Annotated in this window: 12 protein-coding genes; 11 read left to right on the forward strand and 1 reads right to left on the reverse strand. The window is 48.4% G+C overall.

Annotated features, from left to right (window positions below; genetic code table 11):
• The first annotated feature begins 86 nt into the window (after window positions 1–86).
• Together rpoS and rlmD are read left to right on the forward strand one after the other, a co-directional pair.
• Window positions 87–1,157 (forward strand): RNA polymerase sigma factor RpoS, encoded by a 1,071-nt coding sequence (gene rpoS / locus ACXX82_RS19160; RefSeq protein ID WP_322237430.1) that lies wholly within the window; start codon window positions 87–89, stop codon window positions 1,155–1,157.
• A gap of 269 nt (window positions 1,158–1,426) precedes the next feature.
• Window positions 1,427–2,791 carry a 23S rRNA (uracil(1939)-C(5))-methyltransferase RlmD gene (gene rlmD, locus ACXX82_RS19165; RefSeq protein WP_322240575.1) on the forward strand — a complete coding sequence of 455 codons (1,365 nt, stop codon included), beginning with the start codon at window positions 1,427–1,429 and terminating at the stop codon, window positions 2,789–2,791.
• 116 nt (window positions 2,792–2,907) lie between these two features.
• Here rlmD and ACXX82_RS19170 read toward each other — a convergent pair whose 3' ends face one another.
• Entirely contained in the window at window positions 2,908–3,609 is a 702-nt protein-coding gene (locus tag ACXX82_RS19170) for a Bax inhibitor-1/YccA family protein (RefSeq protein ID WP_322237432.1), read from the reverse strand.
• 374 nt (window positions 3,610–3,983) lie between these two features.
• On the opposite strand from ACXX82_RS19170, the gene ndk reads away from it, so the two are divergent.
• The 9 genes from ndk (at window position 3,984) to der (ending at window position 13,457) form a co-directional block, all read left to right on the forward strand.
• Window positions 3,984–4,409 (forward strand): nucleoside-diphosphate kinase, encoded by a 426-nt coding sequence (gene ndk / locus ACXX82_RS19175; protein WP_322237436.1) that lies wholly within the window; start codon window positions 3,984–3,986, stop codon window positions 4,407–4,409.
• Between the two features lie 163 nt (window positions 4,410–4,572).
• On the forward strand, window positions 4,573–5,748 hold the full coding sequence (gene rlmN, locus ACXX82_RS19180; protein ID WP_322237440.1) for a dual-specificity RNA methyltransferase RlmN: 1,176 nt from the start codon (window positions 4,573–4,575) through the stop codon (window positions 5,746–5,748).
• 11 nt (window positions 5,749–5,759) lie between these two features.
• Window positions 5,760–6,569 (forward strand): type IV pilus biogenesis/stability protein PilW, encoded by an 810-nt coding sequence (gene pilW, locus ACXX82_RS19185; RefSeq protein WP_322237443.1) that lies wholly within the window; start codon window positions 5,760–5,762, stop codon window positions 6,567–6,569.
• Window positions 6,562–7,473, forward strand: coding sequence for a RodZ domain-containing protein (locus tag ACXX82_RS19190; RefSeq protein ID WP_323509319.1), 912 nt, complete (start codon window positions 6,562–6,564; stop codon window positions 7,471–7,473). Before pilW ends, ACXX82_RS19190 begins: the two co-directional genes overlap by 8 nt.
• 19 nt (window positions 7,474–7,492) lie before the next feature.
• Window positions 7,493–8,761 carry a flavodoxin-dependent (E)-4-hydroxy-3-methylbut-2-enyl-diphosphate synthase gene (ispG, locus tag ACXX82_RS19195; RefSeq protein WP_458563496.1) on the forward strand — a complete coding sequence of 423 codons (1,269 nt, stop codon included), beginning with the start codon at window positions 7,493–7,495 and terminating at the stop codon, window positions 8,759–8,761.
• Window positions 8,762–8,839: 78 nt separating this feature from the next.
• Window positions 8,840–10,210 (forward strand): histidine--tRNA ligase, encoded by a 1,371-nt coding sequence (gene hisS, locus ACXX82_RS19200; protein WP_322237451.1) that lies wholly within the window; start codon window positions 8,840–8,842, stop codon window positions 10,208–10,210.
• Between the two features lie 11 nt (window positions 10,211–10,221).
• Window positions 10,222–10,872 (forward strand): YfgM family protein, encoded by a 651-nt coding sequence (locus ACXX82_RS19205; RefSeq protein WP_458563497.1) that lies wholly within the window; start codon window positions 10,222–10,224, stop codon window positions 10,870–10,872.
• 79 nt (window positions 10,873–10,951) lie between these two features.
• Window positions 10,952–12,106 (forward strand): outer membrane protein assembly factor BamB, encoded by a 1,155-nt coding sequence (gene bamB / locus ACXX82_RS19210; RefSeq protein WP_322237458.1) that lies wholly within the window; start codon window positions 10,952–10,954, stop codon window positions 12,104–12,106.
• A gap of 7 nt (window positions 12,107–12,113) precedes the next feature.
• Entirely contained in the window at window positions 12,114–13,457 is a 1,344-nt protein-coding gene (gene der, locus ACXX82_RS19215) for a ribosome biogenesis GTPase Der (protein ID WP_458563498.1), read from the forward strand.
• Window positions 13,458–13,500: the final 43 nt, after the last annotated feature.

Consider the following 13,500-nt stretch of genomic DNA (forward strand, 5'->3'; position numbering starts at 1 on the left):
CAAGTAAGTTTGATGGTGCATTGTTGTTATTGGGTATCGGATTCAAAGAGGTTGTCAACTGTGTAATTAACCAAGTGAACGGCTAAATGAACAAGCGCCTTCCTGCTCGACAAAGTGATCAAAATAAAGTGTCATCTGGAGAAGTGCCAGATGACATTATCAGTGATCTCGACACCACCGCTGAAAAAGAAGCGCTCGAGGAGAGCGATGATGGCGAGGCGGAAGATATCGAAGCCGGTATTGATGATCTTGATGCCGGTGATAGTGTCGTGGTCGTGGTTGATGGTGTTGATGAGCTGAAAAAAGTATTAGCGGCGGAGTTGTCCACCGATACCACGCAGCATTATCTTAATCAAATTGGTACCCGACCACTCCTCACCATTCCTGAAGAAGTACATTTCGCGACACTGGCCAAGCAAGGGGATTTTCCTGCTCGCCAAAAGATGATTGAGCACAACCTACGTTTGGTTGTTTCAATCGCTAAACACTACATCAATCGCGGAGTTACCTTGCTTGATCTGATCGAGGAAGGTAATCTCGGTCTCATGCGTGCCATAGACAAGTTTGAGCCGGAACGGGGCTTCCGATTTTCGACCTATGCGACCTGGTGGATACGGCAAAGCATTGAACGGGCAATTATGAATCAGGCGCGCACTGTCCGCTTGCCGGTTCACATGGTGCGTGAATTAAATCAAATCTTGCGGGCCAAATATCACCTTGAAGCACAACATCATGATGGCAAAGATGCGAATGCAGAAGACATTGCCCATTTAGTAGGTCGTCCTGTGGATGAAGTGCAAGCAGTATTAGCGCTTTCAGAGCATGCAACATCGCTAGACGCACCGTTAGATCAAGATCCATTGGCCAGTCTTCTGGATTTGTTGCCGAGTGCCACTGAAGAACATCCTGATGCCTGTGCTGAACAAAAAGAGACATCTATTCTGGTACGGGTTTGGCTAGAAAGACTCACTGACAAGCAGCGCAATGTGATCATGCGTCGTTTCGGTCTGGATAATGATGATCCTTCAACCTTAGAAGAGCTAGCGGTTGAAATCGGCGTCACGCGTGAACGAGTCCGGCAAATTCAGCAGGAAGCATTAATAAAGCTGAAGCGCTTGTTAGGAGCAAAAGGGGTGGATAAAGACGCCTTTCTTTAGCCTTGGAAGATCCTGAAAGCTAATTGGACAGATGACTTACGTCGGATAGTCGTTATAATTCGGTCCTTTCCCAATCTCGTTTTATGCTGTTCCTTCAAAATCGCTTCCTTTTCCTGTGCAGCAACTTCAGATGGTGAGCAGCAGATTCTGGCGCAAATTTCCTTTGCCGCCGAATGTGGATGCTTCGCCCATGTGAATGATGCTTCTGCCGCATAGAGAAATACGGAGCGGGTTTAATGCGACGACATAAGCAATGTACTTCTATTCTTATGCATCAAGACATCACTATTGATATCAAATCTCTCGACATGGATGCCCGGGGAATCGGCCACCTGCACAATGAAGACGGCACTCAAGGCAAAGTGATCTTTGTTGAAGGAGCCCTTCCAGGAGAAAATGTCAGCTTTCACTCATTTCGTAAAAAAAAGAAGTGGGAATTCGCCACGATGACAGCATTGCATCGGGAATCTGTCTCGCGCATAAAGCCACGTTGCCAGTTTTACGGTGTGTGTGGCGGATGCGCAATGCAACATTTAGAGCCGAACGCCCAGGTTGCCATAAAACAACGTGTACTAGAAGATAACCTTTGGCATATCAGCAAAGTGAAAGCGGATCTCATGCTGCGGCCAATTTATGGGCCAACATGGGAATATCGCTATCGCGCTCGGATTTCTGTGCGGAACGTGCCTAAAAAAGGCGGCGTTCTAGTTGGATTTCACGAGAGAAAGTCGCCCTACGTCACCAACATGACCAGTTGCGAAATTTTGCCCGCAAAGGTGTCTGCGATGTTAGTGCCGTTGCGTGGATTGATCGGCTCACTGACCATCATCGAACACTTGCCGCAGATTGAATTAGCGGTGGGCGAAAATGCGCAAGGCGAAGTCACTGTGATGGTATTGCGCATTATGGCGGCGTTGAGCGCGGAGGATGAAGTTAAGCTGAAGGCGTTCGCCGATGAGTATCAGGTCCAGTGGTGGCTCCAAACCGGGGCGCCAGAGACAGCAGCGCCGTTTTATCCTGCGCAGAGCGATCTGTATTACACGTTGCCTGAATTTAATATCCGCATGCCGTTTAAGCCGACTGACTTCACGCAAGTCAATCATCAGATCAATCGTGTATTGGTAGCAAAAGCAATACGTTTGTTGGGCTTATTGCCGGAAGAGCGGGTTGCTGATTTGTTTTGCGGTTTAGGTAACTTTACGTTGCCACTCGCAACGCTGGTACGAGAAGTGGTTGGCATCGAGGGTAGCGAGGCGTTAGTTGTGCGCTCGAGAGAGAATGCGGTCGTCAATCAATTAGGCGACAAAACCACTTTTTATTGCCGGAATCTCTTCGAGGCCACCACTGGAGATTTTATTGCACTCGGTAAATTCGACAGAATGTTAATTGATCCGCCAAGGGACGGTGCGGCGGCAGTATGTGCAGCCATAGTCGGATTGGCAGACTCAAATCGTCACCTTATGCCGAAACGCATTGTGTACGTGTCTTGTAGTCCATCAACATTGGCGCGTGATGCTGGGACGTTAATTCATGGCGGATATCGATTGTCTCAGGCGGGTGTCGTTAATATGTTTCCGCATACGGCCCATGTCGAATCGATTGCCGTATTTGATTTGGTTGAAGCGACCGCATAGCGTTAATTGCAAATTGTTAAGTCCTTTACAAATGTATAAACGTTAAAAAGCCAACCTCAAACGGTTGGCTTTTGAATAGGTATTTCGCGTCTACAGCTAAATGATTAAATGTAATATTAGTTCCGATTGCCACCAAAAATCCCTAGCAACGATAAGAGATTAACAAAAATATTATAAACATCAAGATAGATGCTTAATGTTGCGCGAACATAATTAGTCTCGCCACCGTTAATAATTTGTTGCACGTCGTATAAGATGTAGGCCGAAAAAATCGCAATAGCAATGACTGATACTGCCAAATAAAGTGCTGGGATTTGTAAAAAGATATTCGCCACACTTGCCACTATTATAACGATCAAACCAGCAAACAACCATTTCCCCAGGCCAGAGAAGTCGCGCTTGGACACTGTAGCAATTGTTGCCATGACTGCGAATACGATCCCGGTACCGCCGAACGCCATCATAATCAGTGTTCCACCATTCGAAAACCTGAGCGTATGTTCAATCAGTCTCGTCAGCATCAGACCCATGAAGAACGTAAAGGCTAACAGGACGACTACACCCCAGCCGGTATCTTTGGTTTTTTCAATAGCGTAGAAGAATCCGAAAGCAATTGCCATAAACGCAACAAATCCGATCATCGGATTGCCGGAGAATAGATTGAAATTGAGTTGTACGCCAACCCAGGCACCGCCAATTGTTGGAATCATCGACAGCGCGAGTAGCCAATAGGTATTACGTAGCACGCGATTGCGAACGCCGCTTAGACCTGCGGTGGTGCCCGTTGGTGCGTAACGATGTTGCTGATTTGAATTCATGATTATCCCTTTTTTAACAGCGTGAACATAAGCTGGAAGTAGCATAGCACGTTGTGGTAAGACTATCTTTGCCACGGCCATCAAGCCTTATAGGTCGTTCGTTAATTCAGACAGTTTTCAGCGTCAGAGGTTCTATTGGGGTGTTAGGTCGCGGTGATATGGTTCTCTTGCAGGTGTTTCGTGGTAAAATCTAAGGTTGATTGGATTATAAAACAATCCTTCTAAAACATGGCATTAATGCATGGTTTTACCTAACACAATTTCAGCCAATTTCGCATAGTTCTGACTAGCACCGTCTAGTATCAATGCATTTGAAGATGTAATTGAATAACTTACACCAGTTTGACCTTTCTATATTATTGGAGTTTTTTTAAATGGCAATTGAACGCACCCTATCGATTATCAAACCAGACGCAGTCGCTAAAAACGTCATCGGTCAAATTTACAGCCGTTTTGAAACAGCTGGCCTGAAAATCATCGCTGCGCGCATGATGCATTTGTCCCGCGCCGAAGCAGAAGGTTTTTACGCTGTGCACGCTGCTCGTCCATTCTTCAAGGATCTGGTTGATTTCATGATCTCTGGTCCTGTTATTGTGCAAGCACTGGAAGGCGAAAACGCTATCCTGACGCACCGTGACCTGATGGGCGCGACAGATCCAAAGAAGGCCGATAAAGGCACGATTCGTGCTGATTTCGCAGATTCGATCGATGCAAATGCAGTTCATGGCTCCGATGCCGCTGAAACAGCTGCTGTTGAAATCGCTTATTTCTTTCCTGCTTTGAACGTGTACTCACGTTAATTCGCAAAGCACGAATTAGTAAGGTGTTAATAAGTATCAAGTCAGTACGTGCAATGAAGCACAGATAATTGATAAGTTAGTAAGTTGTAGTACGTTGATCCGCCTGACATTTGCATTCATTTTTTGCATTTGCACACGGATCAACAATTAGATGGAATCTGTCATGACAGCTCTCACCAACCTGCTGGATCTGGACCCTGCGCAACTTGTCGACTATTGCGGCGAATTGGGTGAGAAGCCGTTTCGCGCTAAGCAATTGCTACGCTGGATACACCAGTTCGGAGCAAGTGATTTCGACGCAATGACCGATCTGGCCAAGTCCTTACGCGACAAACTGGCCACGCGCGCGATGATCGCCGCACCGGCCGTAATTAGTGATCATATTTCCACAGATGGCACCCGCAAATGGTTGCTGGATGTCGGACAGGGTAATGCTGTAGAAGCGGTATTCATTCCCGAAGAAAATCGGGGCACGCTGTGCATTTCGACTCAGGCTGGATGTGCCGTAAACTGTCGTTTTTGTTCAACTGGCAAGCAAGGTTTTAGCCGTAATTTGACCGTGGGTGAAATCATCGGTCAGTTATGGATGGCTGAATTTGAGCTCCGCAAATCAAAAAATATTGACCCTGGTCCAAAAGGTGAGCGCCAGATTACCAACGTGGTAATGATGGGCATGGGCGAGCCATTACTAAACTATGAACCGACCGTTACTGCCTTGAAACTGATGTTGGACGATAACGCCTACGGCCTTTCTCGCCGCCGCGTTACGTTGTCAACCAGCGGCGTGGTACCGATGATTGACAAGTTGTCGCAGGATTGTGCTGTGGCGTTGGCCGTCTCATTACACGCTTCCAACGATGCTTTGCGGGACGGATTAGTGCCACTAAATAAAAAGTATCCACTTAGCGAACTGATGGCATCTTGCCGACGCTATCTGGAGTTTGCACCGCGCGATTTTGTAACATTTGAATATTGTATGTTAGACGGCGTTAACGACAGTGATGCTAACGCCCGCGAGTTAATCGCTCTGGTCCAGGGACGCAGTGGTAGCGAGGCAGTGTCCTGCAAATTCAATCTCATACCGTTCAATCCGTTTCCAGAGTCTGGTCTTAAACGGTCTAATAATCCGCGGATAAAAGCATTTGCACAGATCCTCATGGATGCCGGAATCGTCACAACGATACGCAAGACGCGAGGCGATGATATCGATGCCGCATGCGGGCAGCTAGCCGGAGAAGTGCAGGACCGCACCAAAGTCCAGGAGCGCATGCAAAAAATGGCCGAGTATCAGCAAAAATTTGGTAAAAATTTCGGTCGCATTGTTGAGGTCTCTGAGTGAAATCAAGGTGCATGAGTATTCTCATCATGGCTACCGTTGCGATGTTGACGTTGTTGGCGGGCTGTACATCGCCATCTGGTGGCAACTTTGCGAATAAAACCGAACCGGGCGCGCGCCGCGAACTTCCAACCAATTCTGATCTGACTGAAGCGCAGCGGCGTGCCCGTATCCGCCTGGAATTGGCGGTTGGTTACTATGGTCAGGGTCAGTTGGAAGTAGCGCTGGATGAAGTGAAACAGGCGATCGCCGCAGATCCTGAGAACGCAGATGCTTATGGCATGCGCGGATTGATCTATATGGACATGGGCGAAGTCGGCTTGGCCGACGATAATTTGCTCAGGGCGCTTAAGTTAGCACCTAACAATCCTGATATCGCCAATAACTATGGTTGGTTTCTTTGTAAAAATGGACGAGAAAAAGAGTCAATCGCTTATTTTCAAAATGCATTGAAGAGTCGTTCTTATCTTTCTCCCGCTAAGGCGCTCACTAACGCTGGTGTCTGTAGCCTAAAGTTGAGGGATGGCATCAGCGCAGAACGGTATTTTTTGCAAGCATTTCAGTTTGACGCCGGCAACCCTCTGACTAACGTTAACCTGGCTTTGATTGCCGCAGATCGCCATGACACTGAGCGGGCGCGTTTTTATATGACGTTGGTCACAAAAATAGACGTACTGAGTGCGGATGTCTTATGGAGCGCCATTAAGGTTGAACGTAAGTTGGGTGATCGCGTAGCGGAAACAAATTTGGTGACGCAGTTGCGTCGAGTCTATCCAGGATCTGCAGAATATGGATCCTATCAGCGCGGAGTTTTTGATGAGTGAGCCGGACCAAACTATTACTAATATCACCGGCGAGGAAATAATTCAGGGTAGTGATCAGGTAGCCTCTGTAGGGATGCAACTGGCGTATAAACGTCAGCAAAATGGTTGGTCTATCGATGATGTCGCCAACCAGCTGAAGCTGGCACCGCGCCAAATTCAGGCGATCGAAGCTGACGACTACGCTGCCTTGCCGACTATTGTGATGACACGTGGATATATTCGGTCCTACGCAAAGATGTTAGGACTGGATCCAGCGACGATTTTACCGAGCACCGTGCCTGTCATGCCGGTAAAAACCCAAATTTTGGGCAAGCAACCTACCAGCGCGACGATTTTTTCTGAGTCGCGGCTACTGTTGGGGGGGCGTAATCGAATTCCTTACAATTGGATTTTCGGCGCTATTGCTTTAGTTTTGATCGGTATTTTAGTGGCGGAGTTTGGTGGTTTTTCTGCATTGCGTCGACCGTTCGGAGCAACAGCTCCGGTATCGGCTGCGAATCATGTAGAGGATGGGGTGCCGTCGAGCCAAGTAAACACGCCCGCCGCACCAGCATCAAATAGTCATACGGTGATTGCTACTGAAAGTGTTTTAGCGCCTCTCGATGCCGTTATTGCAGCGGTCAAGCCACAAGAGGCAACCGCTGCAATTCCAGCTGCCCTAGCGGGAGCTAATATTTTAAAATTAACGTTCAAGCAGGATTCCTGGGTTGAAATAAGGCGTGCCGATAAAAAGATTCTTTTCTCTCGCGTAGGAAAAGGCGGTAGTACCGAAACATTTGATATTGATCAGCCTGTGTCCGTTGTGATTGGTAATTTAGCGGGCGTTGATGTGACTTTGCGTGGTGAAGCAGTCGATCTGAAAGCTGGCACTAAAAACAATATTGCCCGACTGAATCTGAAATAATTCTGAAAGCGAACCATCCATGTCGGATTTGAATTCTCCAATAGCCTCTGGTCCCGGTATTCGTCGCATCAGTCGCACAGCCATTGTCAGTTATGGTAAGCGTCAAATATTGATCGGCGGCGGTGCGCCCGTTGCAGTGCAGTCTATGACAAATACAGATACTGCGGACGCCATTGGAACAGCGATTCAGATCAAAGATCTGGCGCGCGCAGGATCTGAATTGGTTCGTATTACCGTCGACAGGCCGGAAGCGGCGGCAGCCGTGCCAGCTATTCGTGAGCAACTTGATAAAATGGGAATTGATGTCCCGTTGGTAGGGGACTTCCATTACAACGGCCACACCTTGCTCAATGATTATCCCGAGTGCGCGCAAGCGTTGTCTAAATATCGGATTAATCCGGGCAATGTTGGTAAAGGTGCCAAGCGTGACACCCAGTTTGGCCAAATGATCGAGATAGCTTGTAAATACGATAAGCCTGTCCGGATTGGTGTAAATTGGGGCAGCCTTGATCAAGCTCTATTAGCGCGCATCATGGATGAAAATGCGCAACGGGATGAACCGTGGGGTGCTCAGGCAGTCATGTACGAAGCATTAGTGAAGTCTGCTATCGAAAATGCCATTCGTGCAGAAGAGCTGGGTCTGGCGGCAAATCGTATTATCTTATCGTGTAAAGTTTCTGGAGTGCAAGATTTGATTGCGGTGTATCGCGAATTGGCGCATCGCTGTGATTATCCTCTGCACTTAGGACTGACCGAGGCTGGTATGGGAAGTAAAGGGATAGTTGCCTCCACAGCCGCATTGTCTGTACTGTTGCAGGAAGGAATCGGCGACACGATCAGGATTTCACTCACCCCTGAGCCGGGTGGTGACCGTACGAAAGAAGTTGTTGTGGCGCAAGAAATATTGCAAACAATGGGCTTGCGTAAATTTGCCCCAATGGTGATTGCTTGCCCAGGATGTGGGCGGACTACTTCGACTGTATTTCAGGATTTGGCAGATAAAATTCAGACTTACCTGCGCGATCAGATGCCAGTGTGGAAAAAGGCTTATCCCGGGGTTGAAGGCATGAACGTCGCAGTCATGGGCTGCATCGTAAATGGTCCCGGTGAATCCAAACATGCGAATATCGGGATTAGTTTGCCCGGCACTGGAGAATCTCCTGCCGCACCAGTTTTTATTGATGGCGAAAAAAAGATGACGTTGCGCGGGGAACGAATTGCTGAGGAATTCCAGGGCATAGTGCTCGATTATGTTAAAAAACGCTACGCCACTCAAGCTGTGGAGTAGCCAAGTTCCAAGTTGTGCAGCGCTGTTTAGTATCAAGCCTCATCAAATTTATGAATACTTAAGTGAGCATTAAAAAGAATGTCCGAATCTAAAAAAGTTGAAAAAATTGTTGGCGTAAAAGGGATGAATGACATCCTGCCTGCTGATGCGGCTTTGTGGGAGCTGTTTGAAAATACAGTGGAGTCGGTCCTGAAAAGCTACGGCTTTCAGCAGATTCGTACCCCTATCGTCGAACCTACCGCTTTGTTTTCTCGCGGTCTTGGCGCGGTTACCGATATCGTCGAAAAAGAAATGTACTCATTTACTGATTCGATGAATGGTGACAATCTAACCTTGCGCCCAGAGAGTACCGCGAGCGTCGTTCGCGCTGCGATTGAGCATAATTTGACTTACGATGGCCCTAAGCGGTTGTGGTATAGCGGCCCTATGTTTCGCCACGAACGTCCACAGCGTGGGCGCTATCGTCAATTCCATCAGGTCGGTGCCGAGGCAATTGGCTTCACTGGACCGGATATCGACGCAGAACTTATCATGCTTTGTCAGCGTCTTTGGGATGACCTGGGGCTCGACAACATTAAACTTGAATTAAACTCAATCGGTGACGCCGAAGAGCGAAATCGGCATCGCGTCGACTTGATCGCTTATTTTGAGAGGCACAGCGAGGTGCTGGATGCTGATGCGCAACGTCGCTTGCATTCCAATCCTTTGCGTATTCTGGATACCAAAAATCCGGCTATGCAAGATATGGTCAACGGCGCGCCGCAATTGCTCGATTATCTGGGTGAAGCTTCGCGTGCCCATTTCGATGGCGTACAAAAAATACTCAATCACAATAACATTCCGTTCACTATCAATCCTCGTTTGGTGCGCGGTATGGACTATTACAATCGTACAGTTTTTGAATGGGTGACAGATCAACTCGGCTCCCAAGGTACGGTTTGTGGTGGTGGACGCTATGATCCGCTGGTCGAAATGTTCGGCGGAAAATCGACACCGGCATGCGGTTTTGCGATGGGTGTTGAGCGGTTATTAGAGTTGATGCGGGCTAGTGGTGAGCCGGTAACACGTAATGAGTGTGACGTTTATCTGGTGCATCAAGGGGATGCCGCGCAATTACAATCGTTTGTGTTAGCTGAGCGTTTGCGTAGTGCCGGATTGGATGTTGTGCTACATTGCGCTTCGGCAAACTCAGGAGGAAGCTTTAAGGCGCAGATGAAGCGGGCTGATGCCAGCGGTGCCGCCTATGCCGTTATTATCGGTGACGATGAAATCGCGAATAATACCGCTGCAGTCAAAGTACTTCGCGCCGAAATTGGCGCTAAAGAGGATGGCAGTAATCAGGCCATCGTGCCTTTTGACGGCGTCACTGACTATTTGGTAGATCAGATAGTCGGAAACGATCATCACGGGCACGATCATGACCACCAGCACGTTCACTATCACCATTAAAGTAAATTATCATGGCATTTAATCTTGAAGAGCAAGAACAGTTAGCGACCATAAACGACTGGTGGAAAAAGTATGGAAACCTCGTTACCTGGGTGGTGATCATTGCGCTCGCCGGTTATGCCGGATGGGGTGGCTGGAAGTACTATCAAAATAGTCAGGCTTCGCAAGCATCGCAATTGTATGAGGAGATGCAAAAAGCGGTTGGTGCCAAAGATAATGCTAAAGTACAGCGCGCAGCAGCGGATATGCAACAAAAATTCAGTAGTACAGCCTACGCAGAGATGGCAGGGATGACTGCTGCGAAAGCTGCCTTTGACGCGAACGATCTGAATGGTGCCAAGGCGCAATTACAGTGGGTTATTGATCATGGTCGGCAAGAAGAGTACAAGACAATTGCTAAAATTCGTTTGGCCGGTATCCTGCTTGATCAAAATGCGTATGACGAAGGGCTAAAAGTATTGACCGGAGATGTATCGCCGGAATTTGCCAGTGCGCTGGCAGATCGTAAAGGTGATATTTTGGTTGCTCAAAATAAACTTGATGAGGCGCGCGTCGCTTACCAATTAGCCATCGACAAGGCCGTCCAAGGTAACCCAGGACGACAGCTGATTCAAATAAAGCTGGACGCGATTGGTGGGGCGCCAACTAAGGCTGCTGCCTGATCTGTTAAATATTTATAGACAAAAAGTTTTATAAAAATCAAAAGATTCGCTCAGAAAATTTTCGCAAAAAAGGAAGCAAATGCAGAAATTGCAAAAAGTCCGTACAGCCGTAAAATTTGCATGTGCTGGTGCGGTGCTTGTGTTGTCAGGATGCTCATTGTTCGCTGGCAAAGCACCCAGTAATCCACCAGCTGCGCTAGTGACGTTTAAACCTGCTGTTACGGTGCGGACCGTTTGGACAGCTTCGGTGGGTGGTGCGGGCACTTATACATTTTCGCCAGCGGTTTCAGGTACGAGCGTTTACGCGGCATCGGCGGATGGTGTCATCAGTCGCATCGACGCATCCACGGGCGTATCGGTCTGGCGCATCAACGCGGGCATGAAATTAACCGCGGGAGTGGGTACTGATGGATTCTTTGTCGCAGTAGCTGGCGAAAAAGGCGCGTTATTAGTCTATGATGCTGAAGGAAAACTACGCTGGAAAGCGCAAGCATCAAGTGAAATATTGTCGTCACCAGCGGTCGGGCAGGGTTTGGTGATTGTGCGCAGTCTGGATAATCGAATTTCGGCTTTTGACGCAGAGACAGGTGAGCGTCGCTGGACAGCGCAACGCAGCGTTCCATCGCTTACTTTGCGGTCTGCGCCTGGAATATTGATTGTCCCGCAAGCTGCTTTCGTGGCATTGCCAGGTGGTCGTTTGTCTGCATTGAATTTGACCAACGGCGGACCATGGTGGGAAATGGCAATTGGCGATCCTCGCGGTACGACAGAGCTGGAACGGGTTGCAGATGCTTCCGGTATGCCGCTTTTGGTCGGGCGTGACATCTGCGCAGTCGCTTACCAAGGTCGCGTTGGATGTTTTGATGCAGGCTCCGGCGCTGCCCACTGGGTTAAAAATTTCTCCAGTGATGTGGGCGTGGGAGGAGATGATCAGCGTCTTTACGCTGCCGACGAGCATGGCGGAGTAAGCGCATTTGCGGTCGATAGCGGGACCGCAGAGTGGAGTAATACGGAATTGGCGAATCGTCGCCTAACGAGTCCTGTTGTATTAGGTGACACGGTAGTAGTCGGCGATTTCGAAGGCTATATTCATTTCTTGTCACGTGCGAATGGGACATTGATCGGTCGTGTTCGTGCCGATAAAAGCGCGATTCTGCCCAATGCTGTTGTTGTGGGCTCGAATGTAATTTTTCAAACTAAATCAGGGACATTGATCGCATTCGCGACAGAGTAACAACTTAATGAAGCCAGTAATCGCACTTGTAGGACGCCCAAACGTCGGGAAATCGACTTTATTCAATCGCATGACGCGCTCGCGCGATGCGTTGGTTGCCGATATGCCCGGCCTGACCCGTGACCGCCACTATGGTGAGGGTCGCATGGGCGAGCGGCCGTTTTTGGTCATCGATACCGGCGGTTTCGAACCGGTCGCCAAAGATGGCATCATGCATGAAATGGCAAAGCAGACCAAACAAGCGGTGGCCGAGGCTGACGTTGTCATTTTTATCGTAGATGGCCGCCAAGGATTGACGCCACACGATAAGACCATCACCGATTTTCTACGCAAGTCGGGCCGGTCAGTCATGCTGGTCGTGAATAAATCTGAGGGAATGAAGTACACCTCCGTCACGGCAGAGTTTTATGAGTTAGGCTTGGGCGATCCGTATGTCATTTCTGCTGCCCATGGTGATGGTGTTGCGGATCTGGTGGAAGAGTCGCTTGATCTTGCTTTTGCGCAGCGTCCTCCAGAAGTTGAAGAACCGGTCAGTAATGAGAGAAGTATCAAAATTGCGATTGTAGGTCGTCCTAACGTCGGTAAGTCAACGTTTGTTAACACCTTGCTGGGAGAAGAGCGCGTAATTGCGTTCGACATGCCGGGAACAACTCGCGACTCTATTGAAATTCCTTTTGAGCGTGATGGCACCCAATATACGTTAATCGATACCGCGGGAATTCGTCGGCGTGGTAAGGTTTTCGAAGCAATTGAGAAATTTTCGGTCGTGAAAACGCTTCAGTCGATATCCGAAGCGAATGTGGTGTTGTTACTACTTGATGCGCAACAAGACATATCTGAACAAGATGCGCATATCGCGGGTTTCATTTTGGAAACAGGTCGTGCGTTGGTGGTCGGCATTAACAAATGGGATGGCTTAACCAGCGAGCGCCGCGATGAAATTAAAATTGATCTTGATCGCAAACTGAATTTTCTCTCTTTTGCAAAATTTCATTACATATCAGCTTTGAAGTCTACCGGTATTGCACCGTTGATGAAGTCTGTCGATGCTGCGTACGCTGCCGCGATGTCGAATTTGACAACGCCGAAACTAACAAGGGCATTGCTGGAAGCCGTCGAGCATCAGCAGCCGCGACGTAAGGGCTCAATCCGTCCTAAACTGCGCTATGCGCATCAGGGTGGTATGAACCCGCCGATCGTCGTGATACACGGCAATTCACTCGAAGCGATTGATGCCAACTACAGGCGTTATCTTGAAAAATACTTTCGTGAAACTTTTTCACTAATTGGGACTCCATTACGTATCGAGTTCAAGTCGGGGAAAAACCCGTTTGCACGTCCGGTAAAATAGTTCGTTGGCAGTAATGTGAGAAATCGTTTACATTCGTCATACA

It is taken from the genome of Glaciimonas sp. GNP009, assembly GCF_054343755.1.

What these genes read in the sequence shown, in the direction of transcription:
- rlmD (WP_322240575.1), top strand. Translation starts at nt 1,427, where the DNA reads ATGCATCAAGACATCACTATTGATATCAAATCTCTCGACATGGATGCC.
- pilW (WP_322237443.1), top strand. Translation starts at nt 5,760, where the DNA reads ATGAGTATTCTCATCATGGCTACCGTTGCGATGTTGACGTTGTTGGCG.
- rpoS (WP_322237430.1), top strand. Translation starts at nt 87, where the DNA reads ATGAACAAGCGCCTTCCTGCTCGACAAAGTGATCAAAATAAAGTGTCA.
- ACXX82_RS19170 (WP_322237432.1), bottom strand. Translation starts at nt 3,609, where the DNA reads ATGAATTCAAATCAGCAACATCGTTACGCACCAACGGGCACCACCGCA.
- bamB (WP_322237458.1), top strand. Translation starts at nt 10,952, where the DNA reads ATGCAGAAATTGCAAAAAGTCCGTACAGCCGTAAAATTTGCATGTGCT.
- hisS (WP_322237451.1), top strand. Translation starts at nt 8,840, where the DNA reads ATGTCCGAATCTAAAAAAGTTGAAAAAATTGTTGGCGTAAAAGGGATG.
- ndk (WP_322237436.1), top strand. Translation starts at nt 3,984, where the DNA reads ATGGCAATTGAACGCACCCTATCGATTATCAAACCAGACGCAGTCGCT.
- rlmN (WP_322237440.1), top strand. Translation starts at nt 4,573, where the DNA reads ATGACAGCTCTCACCAACCTGCTGGATCTGGACCCTGCGCAACTTGTC.
- ACXX82_RS19205 (WP_458563497.1), top strand. Translation starts at nt 10,222, where the DNA reads ATGGCATTTAATCTTGAAGAGCAAGAACAGTTAGCGACCATAAACGAC.
- ACXX82_RS19190 (WP_323509319.1), top strand. Translation starts at nt 6,562, where the DNA reads ATGAGTGAGCCGGACCAAACTATTACTAATATCACCGGCGAGGAAATA.
- der (WP_458563498.1), top strand. Translation starts at nt 12,114, where the DNA reads ATGAAGCCAGTAATCGCACTTGTAGGACGCCCAAACGTCGGGAAATCG.
- ispG (WP_458563496.1), top strand. Translation starts at nt 7,493, where the DNA reads ATGTCGGATTTGAATTCTCCAATAGCCTCTGGTCCCGGTATTCGTCGC.